Origin of the sequence: Nocardiopsis sp. NPDC006139 (assembly GCF_040614155.1) — a bacterium.
In the GTDB taxonomy this organism is placed as follows: Bacteria; Actinomycetota; Actinomycetes; order Streptosporangiales; family Streptosporangiaceae; genus Nocardiopsis; species Nocardiopsis changdeensis.
The window spans coordinates 307242-330571 of sequence record NZ_JBEXTT010000006.1 but is presented as its reverse complement, the minus strand read 5'-3'; the positions used below and the strand labels follow the sequence as shown (position 1 = coordinate 330571).

22 protein-coding genes are annotated in these 23330 nt (G+C 73.1%); 11 read left to right on the top strand and 11 right to left on the bottom strand.

Going from position 1 to position 23330, the window contains the following annotated elements:
* Positions 1-125: 125 nt before the first annotated feature.
* From ABZ249_RS10770 to ABZ249_RS10760, 3 genes are all read left to right on the top strand, one after another.
* Positions 126-899: an LON peptidase substrate-binding domain-containing protein gene (locus ABZ249_RS10770; RefSeq protein ID WP_355260239.1), complete on the top strand. Its 774-nt coding sequence runs from the start codon at positions 126-128 to the stop codon at positions 897-899.
* Between the two features lie 152 nt (positions 900-1051).
* A complete protein-coding gene (gene ybaK / locus ABZ249_RS10765) occupies positions 1052-1507 on the top strand; it encodes a Cys-tRNA(Pro) deacylase (protein WP_355260279.1) in 456 nt (151 codons plus the stop codon).
* 128 nt (positions 1508-1635) lie between these two features.
* A complete protein-coding gene (locus ABZ249_RS10760) occupies positions 1636-3501 on the top strand; it encodes a long-chain fatty acid--CoA ligase (RefSeq protein ID WP_355260235.1) in 1866 nt (621 codons plus the stop codon).
* Between the two features lie 3 nt (positions 3502-3504).
* On the opposite strand, the gene ABZ249_RS10755 is transcribed toward ABZ249_RS10760, so the two are convergent.
* Complete coding sequence (locus ABZ249_RS10755) at positions 3505-4143, bottom strand: hypothetical protein (protein ID WP_355260232.1); 639 nt, start codon at positions 4141-4143, stop codon at positions 3505-3507.
* A gap of 81 nt (positions 4144-4224) precedes the next feature.
* On the opposite strand from ABZ249_RS10755, the gene ABZ249_RS10750 reads away from it, so the two are divergent.
* Together ABZ249_RS10750 and ABZ249_RS10745 are read left to right on the top strand one after the other, a co-directional pair.
* Positions 4225-4764, top strand: a complete 540-nt coding sequence (locus tag ABZ249_RS10750) for a DinB family protein (RefSeq protein ID WP_355260229.1) — start codon at positions 4225-4227, stop codon at positions 4762-4764.
* 65 nt (positions 4765-4829) lie between these two features.
* The gene (locus ABZ249_RS10745; protein WP_355260226.1) at positions 4830-5363 is read left to right on the top strand and encodes a DinB family protein; all 534 of its coding nucleotides are present in this window, start codon (positions 4830-4832) and stop codon (positions 5361-5363) included.
* A 57-nt stretch (positions 5364-5420) separates the two neighbouring features.
* On the opposite strand, the gene ABZ249_RS10740 is transcribed toward ABZ249_RS10745, so the two are convergent.
* The 3 genes from ABZ249_RS10740 to ABZ249_RS10730 all read right to left on the bottom strand — a co-directional run bounded on the left by ABZ249_RS10740 (position 5421) and on the right by ABZ249_RS10730 (position 10977).
* Positions 5421-6233 carry a PadR family transcriptional regulator gene (locus ABZ249_RS10740; protein WP_355260223.1) on the bottom strand — a complete coding sequence of 271 codons (813 nt, stop codon included), beginning with the start codon at positions 6231-6233 and terminating at the stop codon, positions 5421-5423.
* A 149-nt stretch (positions 6234-6382) separates the two neighbouring features.
* The gene (gene dnaE / locus ABZ249_RS10735) at positions 6383-9946 is read right to left on the bottom strand and encodes a DNA polymerase III subunit alpha (protein ID WP_355260220.1); all 3564 of its coding nucleotides are present in this window, start codon (positions 9944-9946) and stop codon (positions 6383-6385) included.
* Positions 9947-10131: 185 nt separating this feature from the next.
* Positions 10132-10977 (bottom strand): hypothetical protein, encoded by an 846-nt coding sequence (locus ABZ249_RS10730; protein ID WP_355260217.1) that lies wholly within the window; start codon positions 10975-10977, stop codon positions 10132-10134.
* Between the two features lie 98 nt (positions 10978-11075).
* Between ABZ249_RS10730 and ABZ249_RS10725 the strand changes: the two genes are divergently transcribed.
* Positions 11076-12275: an endonuclease/exonuclease/phosphatase family protein gene (locus tag ABZ249_RS10725; RefSeq protein WP_355260276.1), complete on the top strand. Its 1200-nt coding sequence runs from the start codon at positions 11076-11078 to the stop codon at positions 12273-12275.
* Between the two features lie 13 nt (positions 12276-12288).
* Here the strand turns inward: ABZ249_RS10725 and ABZ249_RS10720 are convergent, their stop codons facing one another.
* The 3 genes from ABZ249_RS10720 to ABZ249_RS10710 all read right to left on the bottom strand — a co-directional run bounded on the left by ABZ249_RS10720 (position 12289) and on the right by ABZ249_RS10710 (position 14085).
* Positions 12289-12585: a chorismate mutase gene (locus tag ABZ249_RS10720; RefSeq protein ID WP_277615487.1), complete on the bottom strand. Its 297-nt coding sequence runs from the start codon at positions 12583-12585 to the stop codon at positions 12289-12291.
* 248 nt (positions 12586-12833) lie between these two features.
* Positions 12834-13502 (bottom strand): PaaI family thioesterase, encoded by a 669-nt coding sequence (locus tag ABZ249_RS10715; RefSeq protein WP_355260214.1) that lies wholly within the window; start codon positions 13500-13502, stop codon positions 12834-12836.
* Positions 13503-13647: 145 nt separating this feature from the next.
* Entirely contained in the window at positions 13648-14085 is a 438-nt protein-coding gene (locus ABZ249_RS10710; RefSeq protein WP_220562482.1) for a GNAT family N-acetyltransferase, read from the bottom strand.
* Between the two features lie 56 nt (positions 14086-14141).
* Here ABZ249_RS10710 and ABZ249_RS10705 point away from each other — a divergent pair, with 56 nt between their 5' ends.
* The 3 genes from ABZ249_RS10705 (at position 14142) to ABZ249_RS10695 (ending at position 16167) form a co-directional block, all read left to right on the top strand.
* Complete coding sequence (locus ABZ249_RS10705; RefSeq protein ID WP_355260210.1) at positions 14142-14999, top strand: AraC family transcriptional regulator; 858 nt, start codon at positions 14142-14144, stop codon at positions 14997-14999.
* Positions 15000-15097: 98 nt separating this feature from the next.
* Positions 15098-15856: an AzlC family ABC transporter permease gene (locus tag ABZ249_RS10700; protein WP_355260207.1), complete on the top strand. Its 759-nt coding sequence runs from the start codon at positions 15098-15100 to the stop codon at positions 15854-15856.
* Positions 15853-16167, top strand: coding sequence for an AzlD domain-containing protein (locus ABZ249_RS10695; protein ID WP_355260204.1), 315 nt, complete (start codon positions 15853-15855; stop codon positions 16165-16167). The genes ABZ249_RS10700 and ABZ249_RS10695 overlap by 4 nt, the downstream gene beginning before the upstream one ends.
* Positions 16168-16212: 45 nt before the next feature.
* Here the strand turns inward: ABZ249_RS10695 and ABZ249_RS10690 are convergent, their stop codons facing one another.
* Positions 16213-17460, bottom strand: a complete 1248-nt coding sequence (locus ABZ249_RS10690) for an Nramp family divalent metal transporter (RefSeq protein WP_355260201.1) — start codon at positions 17458-17460, stop codon at positions 16213-16215.
* Between the two features lie 283 nt (positions 17461-17743).
* Between ABZ249_RS10690 and ABZ249_RS10685 the strand changes: the two genes are divergently transcribed.
* The gene (locus ABZ249_RS10685) at positions 17744-19426 is read left to right on the top strand and encodes a thiamine pyrophosphate-dependent enzyme (protein WP_355260198.1); all 1683 of its coding nucleotides are present in this window, start codon (positions 17744-17746) and stop codon (positions 19424-19426) included.
* A 246-nt stretch (positions 19427-19672) separates the two neighbouring features.
* Here ABZ249_RS10685 and ABZ249_RS10680 read toward each other — a convergent pair whose 3' ends face one another.
* Positions 19673-20593 carry a LysR family transcriptional regulator gene (locus ABZ249_RS10680; protein ID WP_220562487.1) on the bottom strand — a complete coding sequence of 307 codons (921 nt, stop codon included), beginning with the start codon at positions 20591-20593 and terminating at the stop codon, positions 19673-19675.
* Positions 20594-20666: 73 nt separating this feature from the next.
* On the opposite strand from ABZ249_RS10680, the gene ABZ249_RS10675 reads away from it, so the two are divergent.
* Positions 20667-21638 carry a DMT family transporter gene (locus ABZ249_RS10675; RefSeq protein WP_355260193.1) on the top strand — a complete coding sequence of 324 codons (972 nt, stop codon included), beginning with the start codon at positions 20667-20669 and terminating at the stop codon, positions 21636-21638.
* A gap of 117 nt (positions 21639-21755) precedes the next feature.
* On the opposite strand, the gene ABZ249_RS10670 is transcribed toward ABZ249_RS10675, so the two are convergent.
* Positions 21756-22682 (bottom strand): RluA family pseudouridine synthase, encoded by a 927-nt coding sequence (locus tag ABZ249_RS10670; RefSeq protein ID WP_220562489.1) that lies wholly within the window; start codon positions 22680-22682, stop codon positions 21756-21758.
* Complete coding sequence (gene lspA, locus ABZ249_RS10665) at positions 22679-23320, bottom strand: signal peptidase II (RefSeq protein ID WP_355260189.1); 642 nt, start codon at positions 23318-23320, stop codon at positions 22679-22681. The genes ABZ249_RS10670 and lspA overlap by 4 nt, the downstream gene beginning before the upstream one ends.
* Between the last annotated feature and the right edge of the window lie 10 nt (positions 23321-23330).

The following is a 23330-nucleotide window of genomic DNA, read 5'->3' as shown; positions in this document are numbered from 1 at the left end:
AGCCCGGACTCCTCGGCCGCGCCCAGGAACCCGTCCGGGCCCACGGTCTCGCCGTCGCGGTCCGACCGGGCGCCCCCGCCGGGTGTCCGAGCCCGAACGGCCGTGACGAAAGGCATACTGGGGCCATGGCCCAGGCTCTGCCGATCTTTCCCTTGAACACCGTTCTGTTCCCCGGTGTGAACGTCCCCCTGCACGTCTTCGAGCCGCGTTACCGGCGGCTGGTCTCCGAACTGCTCGGCCCCACCCTCACCCGCGGTGAACTCGCCGGGCGCGACCGCTCACCGCGGCGGTTCGGGGTGGTGTGGATCGAGCTGGGGCACGAGGTGGCGGCCACCTCGTCCGCGCAGACCACCGAGAACCCCGTCGGGGCGCCCACCCTGGGCGGCGACGTCCGGCTCCCCCGGGTGAGCGCCACCGGCTGCACCGCGCTGGTCCGCAACGTGCGCACCTACGACGACGGCCGCTACGACCTGGTGGTGGAGGGCGGCACCCGGTTCACGGTCGACGACCTGTCGGAGGTCGACGCCTCCTCCGCCGACGTCTACCCCACCGCGTCGGTGTCGTTCCTGCCCGAGGCGGCCGGCCCCGACGCCGAGGAGCACGCCGAGCGGGTGCGGGCGCTGTTCGAGGTCTACCGGGAGCGGCTGTCCGCGGCCGGGCTGACCCCGGGGACGTTCGTGGACCCGCCCAAGGACCCCGTCCCGCTGTCGTACGCGCTGTCCGAGGCGGTCGTGCTCGACCAGGCCGAGAAGCAGCGGCTGCTGGAGGCCGAGGACGCGGCGACCCGGCTGGCCGTGCTGGCCCGGTTCCTGCGCCGGGAGAACCGCATCGTGCACACGCCGACCCTCAACACGCTGCCCGCCGGCCCGTTCCTCAACAACGGGGTCTCCTTCAACTGACGGCGGCGGACGCGGACCGGACCCGCGCCCCCGGTCCGGGCGCCGCGGGCGCCGGGTTCGTTAGCCTGCCCTACAGACCAGGCGCCCGGGGGTCGGGCGCGCTTCGACGAGGGACCGGGGAACCGATGAGCGGAAAGGCCACACCCGCCACCGTGGCGGCCGGACGGACCAAGACCACCTACACACTGCACCCGTACGAGGCGGCCGGCGGGGACGGCCACTCCTACGGCACGGACGCCGCGGACGCGCTCGGGATCCCCCACGAGCAGGTGTTCAAGACGCTGGTGGCCGAGGTGGACGGGGTCCTGACGGTGGGGGTGGTGCCGGTGAGCACCTCACTGGACCTCAAGGCGCTGGCGGCCGCCGTGGGCGGGAAGAAGGCCGTGATGGCCGACCCGGCCAAGGCGGAGAAGGCCACCGGGTACGTGCGCGGCGGGATCAGCCCGCTGGGGCAGCGCAAGCGGCTGCGCACCGTCGTCGACGCGTCGGCGCGCGGGCAGCGGACGGTCTACGTGTCGGCGGGGCGGCGCGGGCTCCAGATGGAGCTGGCGCCCGCCGACCTCATCACGCTCACCGAGGCGGTCGTCGCTCCCATCGGCGCCGCCTGAGCGGCGCAACGGCGGCCGGGAACGGGGCGGTGAACCGATCGGGGCGATCGGGAATGAAACCGCGCATACCTTGTCACAAGGGGACATCGGCTGTTGCCGCCCCTACTACCCGAGGGTAGCTTTGTGACATGGGTAACACTTCATCCCCCTTCTCGTCGGTTCCGGACATGTTCGTCTCCCGTGTGGCCGAGAGCGGCGACGCGACGGCGTTCACCTACCCCGTTCCCAACAGCACCGGTGCTCCCGAGACCTGGGAGACCCTGACCTGGTCGCGGACCCGCGACCGGGTCCGCGACCTCGCCCTGGGCCTGCACTCCCTCGGGGTCACCTCGCAGGCGCGCTGCGCCATCGCCTCCTCCACCAGGATCGAGTGGATCCTGGCCGACCTGGCGATCCTGTGCGCGGGCGGCGCCTCCACCACCGTCTACCCCTCCTCCACCGCCGCCGACTCGGCGTACATCATCTCCGACTCCGGCAGCATGCTGGTCTTCGCCGAGAACGCCGACCAGGTCGCCAAGCTGGTGGACCAGCGGGCGCAGATCCCCGGCGTGTCCAAGGTCGTCGTCTTCGACGGCGAGGGCGGCCACGACGGCTGGGTCATCACCCTGGACGAGCTGGCCGCCCTGGGCGCCGCGCTGCACGGGGAGCGGCCCGAGCTGTTCGACGAGCTCGTCAAGGCGGTGGCGCCCGACCACATCGCCACCCTCATCTACACCTCCGGCAGCACCGGCCGCCCCAAGGGCGTGCGGCTGGACCACGCCAACTGGCTGTACGAGGCCAAGGCGCTCCAGGACCTGGACACGGAGCTGCGCGGCCAGGGCTGGGAGCTGCTCGGCCCCGACGACGTGCAGTACCTGTGGCTGCCGCTGTCCCACGTGTTCGGCAAGCTGATGCAGGTCAACCAGTTGCAGGTGGGGTTCTCCACCGCCGTGGACGGGCGGGTCGACAAGATCGTCGACAACCTCTCCGTCGTCCGGCCGACCTTCATGGCCGCCGCCCCCCGCATCTTCGAGAAGGTGTACAACCGGGTCGTCATGCAGGCCAAGGAGGGCGGCGCCGCCAAGTACCGCATCTTCAAGTGGGCCGTGGGCGTGGGCGACCGGGTGGCCCGGCTCAGGGAGGACGGCAGGGAGCCCGCCGGGGCCCTGGCCCTGCAGCACAGGGTGGCCGACCGGCTCGTCTTCTCCAAGCTGCGCGCCCGCTTCGGCGACCGGCTGAAGTTCTTCATCTCCGGCAGCGCCCCGCTGGCCCCCGAGATCGGCCGGTTCTTCTACGGCGCCGGGATCGTCATCCTGGAGGGCTACGGGCTCACCGAGACCAGCGCGGGATCCTTCCTCAACCGGCCCGGCGGCATCAGGTTCGGGACGGTGGGCATGCCGATGCCCGGGACCGAGGTGAAGATCGCCGAGGACGGCGAGATCCTGCTGCGCGGCGGCGGCGTCATGCGCGGCTACCACAACCTGTCGGGCGCCACCGAGGAGGCCATCGACCGGGACGGCTGGTTCGCCACCGGCGACATCGGCGTCCTGGAGGACGGCAGGCTCCGCATCACCGACCGCAAGAAGGAGCTCATCAAGACCTCCAACGGCAAGTACGTGGCGCCGCAGCACCTGGAGAGCCGGTTCAAGGCGCTGTGCCCCTACGTCAGCAACCTGGTGGTGCACGGCGACCGCCGGCCCTACTGCGTGGCGCTGGTCGCGCTGGACCCCGAGGCCGTCACGGCCTGGGCCCGGGAGAACGGCCTGGGCGGCCTCGACTACACCGCCCTCACCCGGGAGCCGAAGGTGCGCGCGATGGTCCAGGAGGCCGTCGACGAGCTCAACCGGGACCTGCCCCGGCACGAGACCGTCAAGAAGTTCTCGATCCTGCCCAACGACCTGACCGTGGAGGGCGGCGAGATCACGCCGAGCCTGAAGATGCGGCGCCGTGCGGTGGAGACCAAGTACCAGGACATCCTGGACGGTATGTACGAGGACGGCATCCGGGCCGTCTGACGGTCAGCGTGCCAGCGGGTCCGGCCCCTCGCCCACCGGGGAGGGGCCGGACCACGGCGCGTCGGAGGAGGCCGCGGCGGCCCGGGCGCGCCGGGGCACGCCCGGCAGGTCCCGGCGGACCATGCTGATCAGGTCGAGCAGGGCGTACTGGAGCACGAAGACGAAGGGCCAGGCGACCAGGAACGCCGTGGCGTCCAGGTGCAGGCCCACGGCGACCTCGTCACCGGCCTGCGCCCGCGCCAGCGCCGTGTGCAGGGGCGTGTCCAGCAGCATGCCGATCCGCCAGGTCAGCAGGGTCCCCGCCGCGGAGCCGAGGAAACCCGCCAGCAGGCACCACAGGCGCAGGTCGCGGGGGCGCCTGCGGGCCAGGGGGAACTGCACCATGTAGACGGCGTAGCCGCTGAGCAGTCCCGCCAGCGCGGTGACCAGGACGAAGGTCCCCTCCCCCGCGAACAGGGCCTCGCTGGTGCCGGTGAAGACCTCCCCCTCCCCCAGGGCCGTGCCCTCGGCCCGGTCCGGGGCCAGGAGCCACCAGACCGGACCGAGCAGCGCGCCGGCGGCGGCCAGCGCGCCGAACACCCATGCGCCCACGATCAGCGGTCGCGGCCCGCGCGGCGCGTCCGCGCCGTTCCGGTCGTCCATCTGCGGTCTTCTCCTCGCCCTCGTGCCCTCACCACGGAAAACCAGTGGCTCGGCGGCATGACCGGAACGGAGAATACCGGCATGAGCGACAAGAACAGCACTCTTCACCTGCCCCTGACCGCCCGTGTCGACCCCCCGATGGCGGCCGACGAGCGCACCATGCTCACCTCCTGGCTGGACTGGCACCGCGCCACCGTCCACGCCAAGTGCGCGGGGCTGGACCCGTCCCTGTCCTCGGCCGCGCCGCTGCCGACCTCGCCGCTGATGACCGTGGGCGGTGTGGTGTCCCATCTGCGATGGGTGGAGGCGTTCTGGTTCGAGAGCGCGATGTTGGACCAGCCGGACCTGGCCCCCTACAGCGCACAGGACCCCGACGCCGAGTGGCGGCTGGGGGCCGGGCTCCCCCTCGGGGCGCTGCTGGAGGAGTACGAGGCCCAGTGCGCCCGGTCGCGGGAGATCACCGCCAAACTCGAACTCGGGTCGTCCTCGCGCAAGGTCCTGGGGTCCCGGGGGCGGACCACCCTGCGCTGGGTGCTGGTCCACATGATCGAGGAGACCGCCCGGCACAACGGGCACCTGGACGTCCTGCGCGAGCTCGCCGACGGCACCACCGGGGAGTGAGGACGGCGCGCGCGGGAGCGGAAAAGGACGTGAAGACCGTCGGCCGTGACCGCCATGATGGGGAGATGACGGAACACATCACCCTCCCGGCCGCGCCCGAACGCGTCGACCCGCCGACGGACGCCGACGAGCGCACCATGCTCACCACCTGGCTGGACCGGCACCGCGCCACCGTCCACGCCAAGTGCGCGGGGATCGCCGCCGAACACGCGACGGCCACCCCGCTGCCCACCTCTCCGCTGATGAGCGTGGGCGCGATCGTGTCCCACCTGCGCTGGGTGGAGCACGCCTGGTTCGAGTGGATCCTGCTGGGGCTGCCCGAGCGCGGGTACGCGACCCCCGAGGACCCGGACGGCGAGTGGCGGCGCGGCAACGAGGTGCCGCTGGGGACGCTGCTCGAAGAGTACGAGGCGCAGTGCGAGCGCTCCCGGGAGATCACCGCGGAGCTGGAGCTGGACACCGCGGCCGTGCGCCGCCGCGAGGGCGAGGACGCCACGACGCTGCGCTGGGTGCTGGTGCACATGATCGAGGAGACCGCCCGGCACAACGGGCACCTGGACATCCTGCGCGAACTCGCCGACGGCACCACCGGGGAGTAGGGGCGACGACCGACGGGGCCCGCCGATCCGCGGCGGGCCCCGTCGCCGTGTCCGGGGTCAGTCCTGTCCGGTGTCGTACCCGTCGTCGGACTCCGGCTCGTCCTCGGCGAGGATGCGGTACAGGCCGCGCTTGCTCTCGGCCAGCAGCCGCTTGGCGCGGTCCACCTGCTCGGGGGTGCCGGCCTGGGCGACCTGGAAGGCGGCGGCGCCGAGCTGGGCGGCCAGGGCGCCGATCTCCTCGTAGCGGGAGCGGTCGTCGGCGTAGGCGTCGGCGGCGGCCTCCCACGGCGGGGTCAGGTCGGCGCCGTGCTCCTCGAGGTGGTCGATGCCCTCCTCGGTGAGCCGGTAGGGGCGGCGGCGGCCCTCGCCCTCCTCCTGGACGATGAGCCCCTCGTCCTCCAACTGCTGGAGCATCGGGTAGATGGAGCCGGGGCTGGGGCGCCAGGCCCCGCCGCTGCGCTCGCGGCCCTCCCGGATGATCTCGTAGCCGCTGCGCGGCTCCTCGGCCAGCAGCATCAGGATGCCGGTGCGCACGTCGCCCCTCCGGGCGCGGGGGCCGCCCCGCCGGTGCCCCCCGCCGGGGCCGTGCGGCCCGAACCCGCCGAAGGGCCCGCCGGGACCGAACGGTCCCCCCGGCCCGAACGGCCCGGCCCCCCAGCCGCCGGGGCCTCCCGGCGGTACGGGTGGCGCGGGGGGCCCGGGCGGCACCACCGGGCCGAACCCGGCGTGGGGTCCGCCTCCGTGGTGGTGGTCCCGGCGGCGCCCGCCGCCGCGCCGCCCCTCGGCGAAGCGGCGCGACCGGGGGCCGCGCGGGCCGTCCGCGCTGTCGTCGTTCCAGTCCCAGGGACCGGGAAGTGCCATGGCGGTCATGGTGTTCTCCTCAGTGTCGATACAGAGCGACTGTCATGCTCTGTTCTGATAGCTCAAAGATATATCTCTAACTTCGCTTCGGCAAGCCCCGGGCACGAAAAATCCCCGTGCGCCGGTCGGCGGCGCACGGGGATACGGTCGAGCGGCGGCTAGTAGTCGACCGCGTACGCCCCCAGCAGGCTCTTCATCTCACCGTTGAACTCCGGGGAGATCCGCACCGAGTAGCGGTCCACCGCGAAGACCTTGGAACGGACCGGGTTGTCCACCCGGATGCGCACCGGGGTGTCCCCCTTGTGCGTGCTCAGCACCTGGCGCAGCTCGTCGACCAGCTCCGGGGTCAGCCGCTTCTCGTCCACCGTCAGCAGCACCGGCGGTTCGCCCTCGGTGATGTGCGAGATGTCCAGGATGGACAGCTCCGAGGCGAACATCGACCAGGTGCCGTCCCGGTCGTTGAGGCGGCCCTTGACCGTCACCGCGGTGTCCTCGATGAGGGCGTCCACGTACAGCGGGAAGGTCTTGGGGAAGAACAGCACCTCCATGGAGGCGTCCAGGTCCTCCACGGTGGCGATCGCCCACTGGTTGCCCGCCTTGTTCACCCGCTTCTCCACCTTGGAGATCAGCCCGGCGATGCGCAGCTCGTTGCGCTCGCGGCTCATCTCCCCGGCCACGATCTGGGCGATGGAGGTGTCCCGGGAGCGGGCCAGCACCCGCTCGGCCCCGGCCAGCGGGTGGCTGGACACGTACAGGCCCAGCATCTCGCGCTCGAAGGCGAGCTTGGTCTTGCGGTCCCACTCCTCGTCGCCCCACTGGATGTTCAGCCCGATCGGGGTGGAGTCGCCGCCCTCCTCAGCGCCGCCGAACAGGTCGAACTGGCCGTGGGCCTCCTGCTTCTTGGAGCTGATCATGCCGTCGACCGCGACCTCGTGGTGGCGGTACAGCTCACGCCGGGGCTGGCCCAGGGAGTCGAAGGCGCCCGCCTTGATCAGGGACTCGATGACGCGCTTGTTGCAGGCGGCCAGCTCGATCTTGGACAGGAAGTCGGTGAAGGACGTGTACTTGCCCTTCTCCGTGCGGCTCTTGATGATCGAGTTGACGACGTTGGCGCCCACGTTGCGGACCGCGCCCATGCCGAAGCGGATGTCCTTGCCCACGGGGGTGAAGCGCAGACCGGACTCGTTGACGTCCGGCGGGAGCACCTTGATGCCCTGGGCGCGGCACTCGGCGAGGTAGACCGCCATCTTGTCCTTGTCGTCGCTGACCGAGGTCAGCAGCGCGGCCATGTACGCGGCGGGGTGGTTGGCCTTGAGGTAGGCGGTCCAGTAGGAGACCAGGGCGTAGCCGGCGGCGTGCGACTTGTTGAACGCGTAGCCCGAGAACGGGAGCATGACGTCCCAGAGCGTCTGGATGGCCTCCTTGGAGAAGCCGCGCTCCATGGCGCCGGGGAAGAACTTGGCCTCCTCCTCCTCCAGGGCCTCCTTCTTCTTCTTGCCCATCGCGCGGCGCATCAGGTCGGCCCCGCCCAGCGTGTACCCGGCCAGCTGCTGGGCGATGGCCATGATCTGCTCCTGATACACGATCAGGTGGAAGGTCTCGGCGAGGATCGGCTCCAGGGCGTCCTTGAGCTCCGGGTGGATCGGGGTGATCTCCTGGCGGCCGTTCGACCGGTCGGCGTAGTCGTTGTGGGCGTTGGCCGCCATCGGACCGGGCCGGTACAGGGCGTTGACGGCGGCGATGTCGCCGAACTTCTTCGGCTGCATCCGCTTGAGGAGGTTGCGCATGGCGCCGCCGTCCAGCTGGAACACGCCCAGGGTGTCGCCGCGCGCGAGCAGCTGGTAGGTCTTCTTGTCGTCCAGGGGGAGCTTGGAGAGGTCGATGTCGATCCCCTCGGCCTCCTTGATGGACTTGACCGCGTCGTCCATGATCGTGAGGTTGCGCAGGCCCAGGAAGTCCATCTTGAGCAGCCCCATCTCCTCGCACTGAGGGTAGGGGAAGCCGGTGATGATGGCCCCGTCGGCGTCGCGCATGTGCAGCGGGATGACGTCGAGCAGGGGCTCCTTGGACAGGATGACGCCCGCCGCGTGCACACCGGTGCCGCGGGTCAGGCCCTCGATACCGCGCGCGGTCTCCATGACCTTGGCGACCTGGGGGTCGTTGTCCACCAGGTTGCGCAGCTCGGTGGTCTCGGGGTACCGCTCGTGCTCGGGGTTGAACACGGCGTCGAGCGGGATCTCCTTGCCGCCCACGGCCGCGGGGAACGCCTTCGTGATCTGGTCCCCGACCGAGTAGGGCATGCCCAGGATGCGGGTGGAGTCCTTCACGGCGGCCTTGGCCTTGATGGTGCCGAAGGTGAGGATCTGGGCGACCCGCTCGGCGCCGTACAGGCGGGTGACGTACTCGATCATCTCGCCGCGCCGGCGCTCGTCGAAGTCGAGGTCGACATCGGGCATGGACACGCGCTCGGGGTTGAGGAACCGCTCGAACAGCAGCCCGTGCTCCAGGGGGTCCAGGTCGGTGATGCCCAGGATGTAGGCGATCATCGAGCCCGCCGCCGAGCCGCGGCCGGGGCCCAGCGCGATGCCCTCCTTGCGGGCGTACTGGCAGATGTCGGCGACCACCAGGAAGTAGGCGGGGAAGCCCATCTCGTTGATGATGCCCAGCTCGAACTCCACCCGCTGGCGGACCTCCGCACCGGCACCGTCCGGGTAGCGGGTCGGCAGCAGCCGCTCGACCTCCTTGGCCAGCCAGGAGGACTGGGTCTCCCCCTCGGGGACGGGGAAGACCGGCATCAGGTCGCGGTGGGCGAAGACCTCGTCGTAGGCGTTGGGGTCGATGCGCTCGGCGATCAGCAGGGTGTTCCTGCACCCCTCCTGCCACTCGTCGAAGGTGAGCAGGCCGCGCATCTCGTCGGCGGTCTTGAGGTAGTAGCCCGAGCCGTTGAACCGGAACCGGGTGGGGTCGTCCAGGTTCTTGCCCACGCCCACCGCCAGCAGCGCGTCGTGGGCGTCGGCCTGGGACTCGTACACGTAGTGGGAGTCGTTGGTGACCAGGGGCGGGATCTTGAGCTCCCGGCCGACCTTGAGGAGGCCGTCGCGGACCTCCTTCTCGATGGGCACGCCGTGGTCCATCAGCTCCAGGAAGACGTTCTCCCTGCCGAAGATGTCCTGGAGCTTGGCGGCGTACTCGATGGCCTCCTTCTCCTGGCCCAGCCGGAGCCGGGTCTGCACACCGCCGGAGGGGCAGCCGGTGGAGACGATGATCCCCTCGCTGTTCTCCGACATCAGGTCCAGGTCCATGCGGGGCTTCATGTAGTAGCCCTCGATGGAGGCCAGCGACGACATCTTGAACAGGTTGCGCAGGCCCGTGGCGTTGCGCGCCAGCATCGTCATGTGCAGGTAGCGGCCGCCGCCGGAGATGTCCTTGCCGCCCTCGGAAGAGGTGTCGTCCGACCCGCTGGCGCGCCCCCAGAACACGCGCTGCTTGTGGAAACGCGACTCGGGGGCGACATAGGCCTCGATGCCGATGATCGGCTTGACCCCCGAGCCCTTGGACTGCTGGTAGAACTCGTACGCCCCGAACATGTTGCCGTGGTCGGTCATCGCGACCGCAGGCATGCCCAGTCTCCCCGCCTCCTTGAAGAGGGGCTTGAGCTTGGCCGCACCGTCGAGCATGGAGTACTCGGTGTGGACATGCAGGTGGACGAAGGAGTCTGCCATGGGTGGAGTGCTCCCCAGTGGGTGGACGGACGGGTGGTGTCTCCTGAGCCTACGACTTTCCCACGACGTTCGGTGCCCGCCCGGCCCGAACCACGGATCAGGCGAAGGCCGCGGGGGAGGTCGCCTCGCTCGGCGGCGGGGGTGTGGGGCCCGGGACGAGACCACTCCTGCCCCACCGTCCCCCTTCAAGAACGGATGTCGTGCGCGAGGGTCCGCAGCCATGGCTCCCGGAAGGCGGGCTCCGCCGCCAGGACGGCGCGGAACGCGGAGCGGACCTCCGGCGTGCGGGCGCGCTCGAACAGCGCCACCGCCCCCGACAGGGCGGCGCGGGTCCTCTCGTCGTGGCGCGGGCGGGCGACCCCCGGGTCGGCCCAGCGGATGCGGCGGAACGACGGCTCCGTCTTGGGCTGGAAGTTGCCCAGGTAGCCCCACAGCCACCCGGGCACCGACACGTTGCGCACCGCGCGCGGCGGCAGCTCCCCCACCCACGGCGCGTGCTGCTGCCAGCGCCAGGTGTTGGGGCTGGTCTTGCCGCGCATGACGATGCCCAGGTAGCCGATGCGGCCCCGGATGCGGTTCCAGTCGGCGCCGTCGTCGCCGATCCACGAGCGCAGCTCGCGGTGCAGGTTCTCGAAGGTGCTCCCGTGGGAGACCAGGTCGCAGAACACGACCGCGCGCCCGCCGCCCGCCAGCCGCCCCGGGGTGACGCCCTGGGCGGTGAGGTTGGCGCGCAGCTGGGCCTGTTCGGCCCGGCTCAGGCCCTGGCCGTCGTACCCGTACAGGGACAGCGGCAGCCGGTGCACGCGGTCGCGGTGCCCGGTGTCGGCCAGGACGCCCCGCAGCAGGTCGTACACGCTGTCCGGGGAGCGCCCGACGAAGTACAGGTCGCGGCCGCCGCCGCGGGCCAGCACCTTGGCGGCGCACTCGGTGAGGGCCTCGACATAGGACCGCTCGGGGTCGGCGGGCTCGACGAGGGAGCCGAGGCGGTCGTGTTCCACGTCCCAGCGGAAGGGCAGGTTGGGTTCGGGCATGCCCCCGAGGAAAGCGGGGGCGGCCGGATCCGCGCAAGGGCTTTTCCGGTTGGGAGAATGGGCGGGTGAGACCTCTCCTTCCCGCGTCCACCGCCACCATGGTCCTGGCCTCCGAGGACGTGCCGGCCGCCGCGCCCGCCGTGGCGGTGTCCCCGTCGGTGCCGCCGCCCGTGCCCGCCGGGTCGGTGCGGTTCGCGACCTTCAACACGGCCCTGTCGCGGCAGCGGCCCGGGGCGATGGCGTCGGCGCTGGCCTCCGGGGAGTGGAGGCTGGCGCGGGCGGTCGCCGAGACCGTGCAGCGGGTGCGCCCCGACGTGCTGCTGGTGAACGAGTTCGACCACGACCCGACGGGCCGGTCCCTGGAGCTGTTCGCCCGCGAGTACCTGGAGCGCGGGTGGAACGGTGCCGAGGGTGTGGAGTTCCCCCATGTCTTCACTGCTCCGGTGAACACCGGGGTCTCGTCCGGTCAGGACCTCGACGGCGACGGGCGGGTGGTGGCCGAGCCCGGGAGCGACGCCTACGCCGGGGACGCGTTCGGGTTCGGCCGGTTCCCCGGCCAGTACGGGATGGCGGTGCTCTCCCGGTACCCCCTGGACGCGGAGCGGGCGCGCACGTTCCGGCTGCTGCCGCGGGCGGCGATGCCCGGGGCGCTGGTCCCGGTGGACCCGGCGAGCGGGGAGCCGTTCCTGTCGCCGCGGGCGTGGGCGGCGGCGCGGCTGTCGTCCAAGAGCCACTGGGACCTGCCGGTGGACACCGGGTGGGGCCGCCCGGTGCACCTGCTGGCCTCGCATCCGACGCCGCCCGCGTTCGACGGCCCCGAGCGCCGCAACGTGCTGCGCAACCACGACGAGATCCGGTTCTGGGCGGACTACCTGACGCCCGGGGCGGACGGCTACATCCGCGACGACGCCGGGGCCGCCGGAGGGCTGGCGCCGGACGCCCCGTTCGTGCTGGCGGGGGACCTCAACGCCGACCCCCGCAACGGCTCCTCCCTGCCCGGGGCGATCGACCGCCTGCTGGCCCACCCCCGGGTGGCGGACCCGCTCCCCCACTCCCAGGGCGGCCGGGGCCGGGCCGGGAGCGCGGCGGGCGCGCCCGGCCACGGGGACGCCTTCACCGAGGACACCCCGCCGGGGCACCTGCGGGTGGACTACGTGCTGCCCTCGCGGGACCTGGCGGTGGGCGACCGGGGCGTGTTCTGGCCGGCGCCGGACGACCCGCTGGCGCGCCTGGCCGGCGCGGGTCCCCCGTTCCCCGCCTCCGACCACCGCCTGGTGTGGGTGGACGTGTCCCGCTGACGCCCCCGCCGGGTCAGCGGTCGCGGGCGGCCTCCTCCTCGGCGGCGGCCAGGCCGGCGGTGATGACGCTGTCCATGATGGCGGCGAGCCGGTCGGCGCCCAGGCGGGGCGCGTGTTCGGCCATGCGCTCGACGAGGCGGCGCTCGCGGTCCATGTCGCGTCCGGCGAAGTACCCGACGGGCTTGAGCCGCTGGACCCGGGCGGCGACGAGGGCGCGCTGCTCCAGGAGCTCGGCGAGGCGCGCGTCCATGGCGTCGATGTGTTCGCGCAGGCGGGCGATCTCGCTGGTGGTGGACGTCTGGTCGTGCACGGTGGCCTCCGGTCGCGGTGGATGCGGCCGTACGGGGTCCCGTGCGGGAGGGTGTCGGCCGCCTGGAAAGCGAAAGAGCACCGGGGCCGCGGGGCCCGAGTGCTCTGTTGCCGACGTTCCCGTCTCCGCCTACGTGTCGTCGGCGGCCGACGGGAGCGTCGGCTCGCTAAACACGTGATAGCGGTGGGTCATGTGCGTGATCTTAGCGTGTCCGCGGAGGGCGCGCACGCGCGCCCCCGGCCGGTCCCCTATTCGGGGACCTCGACGCGGACCATGATGGCCGTGGCCTCGGCGGTGACCTCGCCGTTGACGCGGATACGGCCGTTGACGTAGACCTTGCGCCGCTCCGTGCGCTCGACCTCGGCGGTGATCTCCAGCGGGTTGAACAGCGGGGTGGGCCTGCGGTAGTTCACCTCGAGCCGCGCGGTGAGGCCGGGCGAGGTCGCCAGGGAGGAGGCGGTCCCGACGGCCTGGTCGAGGAGGGCGGCGATCCAGCCGCCGTGGACCAGCCCGGGAGGGCCCTGGTAGACGGTGTCGAGGGTGACCTCGCCGTACACCCCGCCGCCGGCGGCCGGGACCAGGGACAGGGGCGGCGCGGCGGGGTTGGTGTCCCCGGCGACGATGTTGGTGATGGTGCCGTACTCGCTCTCGCCGTCGGGGAGGTCGCGGCGGACCATGGTGCCGATCTGGCGGCGGGGCGCGGCGGCGAGGCGGTCGGTGACCTCCTCGACGGCGGCGGCGGCCTCGGCGAGGACGGCGGGGTCGGTCTCGGTGGTGTTGGCGACGGTGTCGATGAGGGCGTGCACGCGGCCGACGAGGGTGCGCAGTTCGGCGGGGATGTCGGCCTGTTCGACCACGGGGAGGCCGAAGGCGCGGGGGTCGGGGCGTTCGGTGGCCGGCTGCGTGTTGACCGTCATGTGTTCCTCGTCGGGTCGGCGTGTGCACTGGTGGTGGGGGCCACCACCCGAAACCGAATCCTACTCGGCGGTATTCCGGTCGCCCCGCGGCCGGGGGTGCGCCCCCCGTCACACCGAGGGGAGACGGGGGGCACTTCGAGGGACGTCAGCCCAGGTCGCGGACCATGTGCCGGTGCGGGATCCCGGCGTCGAGGAACTCCTCCCCGTGGGCGGTGTAGCCCAGCCGCTCGTAGAAGCCCAGTGCGTGGGTCTGGGCGTGCAGCTCCATGGCGGCGAGCCCGCGTTCGCGGGCCAGGTCCTCCGCGGCCCGCACCAGGGCGGCGCCCAGGCCGGTGCCGCGCCGCTCGGGCAGTACGGCCATGCGCCCGAGCAGGCCCGCTCCCCCGTCCTGCTCCACCACGCGGACGGTGCCCGCGGGCACCCCGTCGACGAGGGCGAGGAGGTGGAGGGCGGCGGGGTCGCGGTCGTCCCACTCCTCGGCGACGGGCACCTTCTGCTCGGCGACGAAGACGGCGCCCCGGATGACGAACACTGCGGCGCGGTCGCGGTCGTCGCGCGCCTGCCTGATCTCGGTCGTGGTCATGAGCGCAGCGTAATACCGGCGCGGCACCGCGGAGGAACCGACGTTAACCTGGGCGTATGGGCATGCCCAGTACGGTCCACCCCGTCGTCGACGACCCCCGCGCCGAACGCGCGCGCTACTGGCGTTTCTCCGGGCTGCCGGACACGGAGATGCTCACCGCCCGGTTCGTCACCACCAACTTCACCCGGCACACCCACCCCACCTACACGTTCGGGGTCATCACCGGCGGCGTCGAGGAGTACGCCCACCCCGGCGGCACCTCGCGTGTGGGCCCGGGCGGCCTGGCGGTGGTCGGCCCGGACGAGGTGCACACCGGGCACGCGGGCGTTCCCGAGGGGTGGACGTACCGGGTGTTCTACCCCCGGCCGGAGGTGGTGGTCGGCATCGCCCGGGAGCTGGGGCTGCGGGGCACCCCGGCGTTCAGCGAGTCGGGGATCGACGCACCCGAGGCGTCCCGGCTGCTGCACGCGGCGCACCTGGCGGCCGAACGCGGCGACCGGCTGGGGGCCTCCTCCCTGGTGCGGCGCGGGATCGCGGCGCTGCTGCGCTCCCACGGCCGCGAGCGCCCGCCCCGGGTCCGGACCCGCGAGGCCCGGCCCGAGACGGCCCTGGCGCGGGAGGTGCTGGCGTCCCGGCTCACCGACCCGCCGACCCTGGAGGAGCTGGCCGCCGCGGTGGGCCTGGGCCCGTTCGCGCTGTCACGGGCGTTCTCGAAGGCCTACGGGCTGCCCCCGCACGCCTACCTCAACCAGCTGCGGGTGGACCGCGCCCGGACGCTGCTGGCGGCCGGGCGGGCCCCGTCGGAGGTGGCGGTGGAGGTGGGGTTCACCGACCAGGCGCATCTGAGCAGGCACTTCCGCCGCCACCTGGGGGTGCCCCCGGGCGCGTACCGGCGGGCGCTGGCCGGGCGCTGAGCCGGGTTCGGCCCGGCGGCCCGGGGTCGGGCACGGTGCCGGGCGGGCGCAAGAACGTACAAGACGGCGGGCGGCCCCGGCTCCTAGCGTGGGGCGGCGTGAAAGCCATCTCCCTTCTCCGTTCTCCCGCGGTGCGCGACAGCCTCGGGGTCGGCGTCGCCGTGGGCGCCGCCGGCCTGGCGTTCGGCACCGCCGCCGCGACCGCCGGGCTGTCCCCGGCCCAGGCCGTGTTCACCAGCATGTTCATGTTCACCGGAGCCTCCCAGTTCGCGCTGATCGGCGTGGTCGCCGGCGGCGGCAGCCTGGTCGCCGGGGCGCTGGGCGCCCTGCTGCTGGGCGCCCGCAACACCCTGTACGGCCTGCGGCTGGCCGACGTCCTCGACCTGCGGGGCGGGCTCCGGCGGGCGCTGGCCGCGCACGGGGTCATCGACGAGACGACGGCGGTGGCCCTGGCCCAGCCGGACCGGGCCTCGGCCCGGCTGGCGTTCACCACGACCTATGTGGTGCTGGGGACGTCGTGGGTGGTCACGACGCTGGTGGGCGCTCTGGCCACGGAGCGCGTGAGCGACATCGGCGCGCTGGGCCTGGACGCGGTCGGCCCGGCGATCTTCCTGGCGCTGCTGTGGCCGCGGCTGCGCGAGGGCGGCGCCCGCACCTGGCTGATCGCCGGGCTGGGGGCGGGGCTGGCCCTGGCGGCCACACCGCTGCTGCCGCCGGGGGTGCCGGTGCTGCTGGCCGCGTCGGCCGCGTTGATCGCCCTGGTCGGGCCGGAGATGCGGGTGGCCGGCCCCGCTGCGGCCCCCGGGGCCGCGGACGCGAAGGAGTCCGACAACGACGGCGAGGGGGTGCGGTCGTGACGCTGTGGATCGTGCTGGTCGCGACGGCGGCCGGGTGCTACCTGCTGAAGTTCGCCGGGCTGGCGGCGCCGCGGCGCCTGCTGGACAACGCCTGGCTGCGCCGGTTCGCGACGGCGGTGCCGCTGGCGCTGCTGGCCGCGCTGATCGCGGTGGAGGCGCTGCGCGGCGAGGGCCAGGCGCTGGCCTGGGACACCGCCCGGATGGGCGGGGTGGGCGCGGCGGTGGCCGCGCTGGCGCTGCGCGCCCCGTTCCTGGTGGTGGTGCTGGCCGCGGCGGTGGTCACCGCCGGGCTGCGGGCCCTGGGGCTGTGAACGCGGTGCGGGGGCGGCCCTGGAGGTACCGCCCCCGCGCCGGGGTCACTCCCCGGTGATGACGCCGTAGAGCTCGTATCCGCACAGCACCAGGAACAGGCCGCCCGCGATGGCCAGGCCGGTGTTGGAGATCCACCCGTTGCGCCATTCGGCGGGGGTGCGGGAGGAGTTGAGCAGCCACATCAGCGTGAAGGCGAGGAACGGCATGAAGAACGAGCCGAGGACGCCGTAGGCGATGATGAGCTGGACCGGGCGGCCCAGCAGCAGGAGCAGCATGGGCGGGAAGGTCAGCCACAGCATGTAGGCGCGGAAGGGCAGGCTCTTCTCGGTGGCCCCCGGGTCCATGTCGCTCTGGCCGCGCACGTGGTTGACGAAGTCGGCGAAGAGCAGGCTGACGCCGTGCCAGACGCCGATGATCGAGGAGTAGGCGGCGCTGAAGAAGCCGACGAGGAACAGCGTGGCGACGAACCCGCCGAAGCGGTCGCGCAGGACCTCGCCCAGGTCGAGCAGGCCCTGGTCGCCCGAGGACAGGGCGATGCCGCTGGCGTAGAGGAGCTCGGCGCCGACGACGAGCATCGCGATGACGAAGACGCCGGTGGTGATGTAGGCGACCCGGTTGTCGATGCGCATCATGCGCATCCAGCCGGAGTCGCGCCAGCCCTTGGCGTTGACCCAGTAGCCGTAGGCGGCCATCGTGATGGTGCCGCCGACGCCGCCGATGAGCCCCAGGGTGTAGAAGAGGGAGCCCTCGGGCAGCAGCGGGACCAGGCCGGTGACGGCCTCGCCGATGTCGGGACCGACGTAGATCGCGAGGCCGACGACGATCACGAACATGACGCCGATGAAGATCATCATGATCTTCTCGAAGATCGCGTACCGGTTGAACCAGACGATGGCCAGGCCGGAGACGCCCGCGAGGATCGCCCAGGCGTTGAAGGGCACCTGCGGGAAGAGGGCCGAGAGCGGAAGCGCCGTGGCGGACATGGCGCTGGCGCCGTAGACGAAGCCCCAGAGGACCACGTAGACGCCGAAGTACGCCCAGGTCCAGCGGCCCAGGCTGGTCCAGCCGTCGAAGATGGTGCGCCCGGTGGCGAGGTGCCAGCGGCCGGTCGCCTCGGCCAGGGAGATCTTGACGATGCAGCCCACGATGGTGGCCCACAGGAGGGCGTAACCGAAGAGGTTGCCCGCGATGAGGGTGGCGACCAGGTCTCCGGCGCCCACGCCGGTGGCCGCGACGACGATTCCCGGACCGATCTGCTTCCACGTCGCCTTGCGTTGTTCGGTGGCGGCCACCTGTGTCCTTCCGTCGCGTCCCGTGGCGGACCGGTTCCACCGCGGACTCGCAGCACTTTAGAAGCGGACACACCACTTGCAAAGGTGACAATGCCCTCCGTGACCCTTCCGTGCCCGAATCTCTATGACACGGATCACAGGGGGCGGTTCGGGGGTGGTCGTCCACAGGCGCCCGGGGCGCTCCTTGACCCGGCTTCACGGTGCCTGGAAAGGTCGTTGACGGGCGTCCGGCGGATCCCGGACGCGCCGAGCGGACCTTGCGACGATGGAAGGGACCCACCCCATGGCCACAGCCGACCACCGACCCACGCCCCCCGACCGCACCGCCGCGCAGGCGGTGGTCGACGTCCTGGCCGCCGCGGGCGTCCGCCGCTGCTACACCGTCCCGGGCGAGAGCTTCCTGGAGCTCGCCGACGCGATCGACCGCCATCCCGGGATGCGCCTGGTGTCCACCCGGCACGAGGGCGGCGCCGGGTTCATGGCCGAGGCCGACGCCAAGCTCACCGGGGTCCCGGCGGTGGCGGCGGCCACCCGCGGCCCGGGGGCGGCCAACCTGGCGGTCGCGGTGCACACCGCGCACCAGGACTCCACCCCGATGGTCGTGTTCCTGGGCCAGGCCGAGACGGAGCGGCTGGGGCGGGAGGCGTTCCAGGAGGTGGACCTCACCGCGTTCTACGCGCCCATCACCAAGTGGTCCACCACCGTGCACCGGGCCGACCGGCTGGCCGAGGTGACCGCCGAGGCGCTGCGGGTGGCCCGCTCGGGCCGCCCGGGGCCGGTGTCCATCGCGGTGCCGGGCGACCTGTTCGGACAGGTGGTGGGACCGGCGTCGGTCCCGCGGCCGCCGGAGCCGCCGCGGCCCCCGCTGGGCGGGGCCGAGCGCGACCGGCTGGCGGCGTGGCTGACCCGGGCGGTGCGGCCGGTGGTCGTGGCGGGCGGGGGCGCCCGGGGCGCCCGCGCCGACCTGGTGCGCGTGGCCGAGCGGTTCGGCGCCGGCGTGTACTCCGCCTGGCGCAGGCAGGACGTGTTCCCCAACGACCACGCGCTCTACCTGGGCCACCTGGGGCTGGGCGCCCCGCCCGCGACGCTGGCCGCGCTGTCGGAGGCCGACGCGGTGCTGGTGGTGGGGTGCCGACTGAGCGAGACCACAACCCAGGGGTACCGGCTGCCGGACACGGCCCGGGCCAAGGTGGCGCGGATCGACATCGACCCGGGGCGGCCGGGGTCGCACCTGGACCTGTGGGCGTCGGTGGTGGCCGACGCGGGCGAGGCCCTGCGCGAGCTGGCCGAAGCCCCGTTCCAGGCCCCCTACCGGGACTGGAGCGCGGCCCGGCGGGCCTGGGTGGACTCGTCGGCCGTGCCGGTGGAGACGCAGGCGCACGAGGGGCCGGGGCTGCACCCCTGGCAGGTGATCGCGGGGATGCGCGAGGCGCTGCCCGAGGACGCGGTGGTCACCAACGACGCCGGGAACTTCGCGTCGTTCCTGCACCGGGGCTGGTGGTTCCGGCACCCGCGCACCCAGCTGGCGCCCACCAGCGGGGCGATGGGGTACGCGGTCCCGGCCGCGGTCGCCGCCAAGCTGGCCGAGCCGGAGCGCACGGTGGTGGCGGTGGCGGGCGACGGCGGCGCGCTGATGACCGGGCAGGAGCTGGAGACGGCGGTGCGCGAGGGCGCCCCGGTGACGGTGGTGGTGTTCCAGAACGGGCTGTACGGCACGATCGCCATGCACCAGGCCCGCGAGCTGGGCCGGCTGGCGGGGACGCGGATCGGCGGGCCGCTGGACCTGGCGGGGTACGCCCGTTCGCTGGGCGCGCGCGGGGAGACCGTGCACACCCGGGAGGAGCTGGTCAAGGTGCTGGGCGAGGCGGTGGCGGCGGACCTGCCGACCCTGGTGGACGTGCGCACGGACCCCGAGGTGATCAGCCCCTCAGCGACCCTGACGGAACTCCTCCAGGCCCCACGCTGACCGTCCCGTCCGGGGACCGGCCCCTGAGGCCGGCCCCGGTCGGGGCTTCGAGCGGCGCCCCGTCTCCGCCCAGGGGCACCCGGGGCAGGTGTCCCGGGCAGGGACGCCGATGCGGCCGCCCGTCCGCACGCCCGCGCGAGGCACGGCTCTCCCGGCTACCCGCGGCGGGCGTCCCGGGCGGGGAAGACGACCGGGCCCGGCGTCCGTCGCGCTCGCGGCGGCTCCGCCCGGGCCCCGTCCCGGGCGTCAGGCCGGGACGGGGCGGGTGTCGTAGGCGGCGGCCGACTCGCGCAGGGCGCGGACGGTGGCGCGGATGGCGGGGCGGCGGGAGGCGTCGGTGCGCCAGAACACGTACACCTGGCGGACCAGGGCGGGCTGCACCGGCACCACCCGCACCCCGTCGGGGAGCGGGCCGCGGCCCAGCCGGGGCATGACGGCGGCGCCGATCCCGGCGGCGATGAGGGCCAGCTTGGTCTGGTGCTCCTCGACGTTGTGGATGACGTTGGGCTCGCCGCCGCGCGAGCGGATCATGTCGTAGAGCCAGTCGTTGCAGATGGACCCGCGCGACCAGCTGATCCAGGGCAGGTCGAGGATCTCGTCGATGGCGAGGATCTCCCGGTGGGCGAGGGGGTGGTCGGCGGGCAGGGCGATGTCGCCGACGTCCTCCATCAGGGGCGCGCGGCTCATGCCCTCGGGCAGGGCGAGCGGGGAGCCCATCCAGTCGATGACCATGCACAGGTCCACCTCGCCGCGGGCCATCGACTGCAGGCTCTCGTGGGGCTCCTCCTCGAAGAGCTCGACCCGCAGCCGGGGGTGGGCCTCGCGCAGGGTGTTGAGGGCCTGGGGCAGGATGCCGCGCACGGCGGTGGGGGTGCCGGACAGGCGCAGGTGCCCGGTGACGTGGTCGCGGTGGGCCTCCAGGTCGGCCTCGGCCCGCTGCACCAGGGAGAGGATCCGGGAGGCGTGCTCGACGAGGAGTTCGGCGGCGTCGGTGAGGCGCACCCCGCGCCCGTTGCGCTCGACCAGGGGCTGGCCGACCTCGCGTTCGAGCTTGGAGAGCTGCTGGGAGACGGCGGAGTTGGTGACGTGCAGGGCCTCGGCGGCGGCGCTGAGGGAGCCGTGCGCCGCGATGGCGTGGAGGACACGGAGGCGGTCGACACTGAGCATGTAAGGAACACTAACTCACTCGTTTAGAAATACGAAGTAGACCTAACACATCGGTGCGCGGTACAAACGTCCCATGCCCGTGCTCTCTCCCTCCCCGGCCGCGTCCGCCGGGGTCCGCCGCCTCACCGCCGACTGGCGGGTCAAGTTCGCGCTCCTGGCCCTGATCTGGGGCATGAGCTTCGTCTTCATCAGGGTCGCCGCCCAGTCCCTGGAGCCGATGCAGCTGTCCCTGGGCCGGATCGCCGCCGGCGCCCTGCCGCTGCTGGCGGTGGTGCTGCTGCGCGGCGGCCGGCTGCCGACCTCGCCGCGGCTGCTGGCCCACATGTTCGTGGCCGCGCTGCTGCTCAACACGATCCCGTTCACGCTGTTCGGGTACGCCGGCCAGCTCATCCCCTCGGCGGTGATGGGCATCGTCAACGCCGCGACGCCGCTGTTCGGCGTGGTGTTCTCGATGCTGCTGCTGGCCGACGAGCGCCGCCCCGACCGCGACCGGGTGCTCGGGCTGGGGATCGGCTTCCTGGGCGTGCTCGTGGTGTTCGGCGTGTGGAACTCCCTGGGCGAGGTGAGCGTGAGCGACCGGGACGCCATGGTCGGCATGGGGTTCGTGGTCGCGGCGACCGCCTGCTACGGCATCGGCACCCCGTACCTGCGCCGGTTCGTGGCGGGCAGCTCCCACGGCGCCCTGGAGCTGTCGGCGCTGCAGCTGCTGCTGGCCGCCGTGCCGCTGGCGGTGCTGGTGCCGGTGGCCACCGACGCCCCGACCGACGTGACCTGGCAGGTGGTGGCCTCGGTCCTGGTCCTGGGGGTGATGGGCACGGGGGTGGCCTACGTGCTCCAGTACGCGGTGCTGCGGGAGGCGGGGGCGACCGTCGCGACCACCGTCACCTACGTGGCGCCGGTGGTGTCGATCGCCGCGGGGATCGTCCTCATGGGCGAGACCCTGTCGTGGAACCAGCCGCTGGGGGCGCTGGTGATCATCATCGGCGCGGCCCTGTGCCAGGGGCTGGTGCGCACCCGGCCCGTCGCCCCGCCGCCCCGGGGCTGACCGGGACGACGGGAGAGGGGCCGCCGGACGGATGTCCGGCGGCCCCTCGTGCGTTCGCGTGCCGTGTCCGGCCCCGCCCGGCCCGGTGTCCGCACCGGCCGGGGAGCCAGGGGCGGCTCAGTCCTCGCGCAGCATCTCCACGGCCCGCTCCAGGTCCTCCGGGTAGGGGCTGGAGAACTCCACCGGCCGGTGCTCGGTGGGGTGGTCGAACCCGAGCCGCACCGCGTGCAGCCACTGGCGGCGCACCCCCAGGCGCTCGGCGAGCGTGGGGTCGGCCCCGTAGAGCATGTCGCCCACGCACGGGTGGCGCAGCGCCGACATGTGCACCCGGATCTGGTGGGTGCGCCCGGTCTCCAGCTTGATCTCCAGCAGGCTGGCGGCCCGGAACGCCTCCTGGGTGTCGTAGTGGGTCACCGAGGGGCGCCCGCCCGCGACCACGGCCCAGCGGCCGTCGCCCGCCGGGTGGCGGTCGATGGGCGCGTCGACGGTGCCGCGCAGCGGGTCGGGGTGGCCCTGGACGAGGGTGTGGTAGCGCTTGTCCACCGTGCGCTCCTTGAAGGCGCGCTTGAGGACGCTGTAGGCGGTCTCGCTCTTGGCGACCACCATGAGCCCGGTGGTGTTGGCGTCCAGGCGGTGCACGATGCCCTGGCGCTCGGCGGCGCCGCTGGTGGCCACCTGGATCCCGGCGGCCAGCAGGCCCTCCAGGACGCTGGGGCCGGTCCAGCCGACGGTGGGGTGGGCGACGACCCCGACGGGCTTGTCGACCACGATGATGTCGGCGTCCTCGTGCACGATCCGCATGCCCGGGACGGGCTCGGGGCGCGGCACGGGGGCGGTGGGCGGCGGCGGCAGGGTGATCTCCAGCCAGGCGCCGGCGCGGACGCGGTCGGACTTGCCCGCCTCGGAGCCGTCGACCAGGACGCTGCCGTCCACGATGAGCTCGGCCGCACGGGTGCGGGACAGCCCGAACATGCGGGCGATCGCCGAGTCGAGCCGGTCGCCCTCCAGCCCGTCGGGCACGGGCAGGCTGCGGGTGTCGCTCACTGGCCCTTCCCTTCGGTGGTGGTGTCGTCGCCGGGGGCGGTGTCGTCCCCGGTCCGGCCCTCGGCGGAGCCCCCGGCCGCGGTCGCGGTGTCCCGCGCCCCGCCGCCGGCCCTGTCGCCGTCCTTGTCGTCGGAGACGATGCTGCCGTCCAGCTCCACGCCCTTGAAGGTCAGCAGGACGACCAGGCAGGCGCCGACCACCACGCAGGAGTCGGCGATGTTGAACACCGGGAAGTCCATCACCTTGATGAAGTCCACGACGGCACCGTGGAACGGCTCGGGTTCGCGGAAGATCCGGTCCACGAGGTTCCCGGCGGCCCCGCCCATCATCAGGCCCAGGGTCACGGCCCACCAGACGCTGCGCACCCGCAGCCCGATGTAGGCGATGACGAGGACGACGACGCTGGCGATGGTGGTGAACACCCAGGTGTGGTCGGTGCCCATGGAGAACGCGGCGCCGGTGTTGTACACCAGCGTGAACTGCACGATCTCGCCGATGACGTCGAGCCGCTCGCCCTCCTGGAAGGCGGCCAGGACCCATTCCTTCGTGAGGAGGTCCACGCCGATGGCGGCGAGCGCGACGAGCACCAGCAGCAGGTAGCGCCGCCGGCGGCCCCCCGGTGTGCGGGCGGTGGTCATGTTGCTGTCC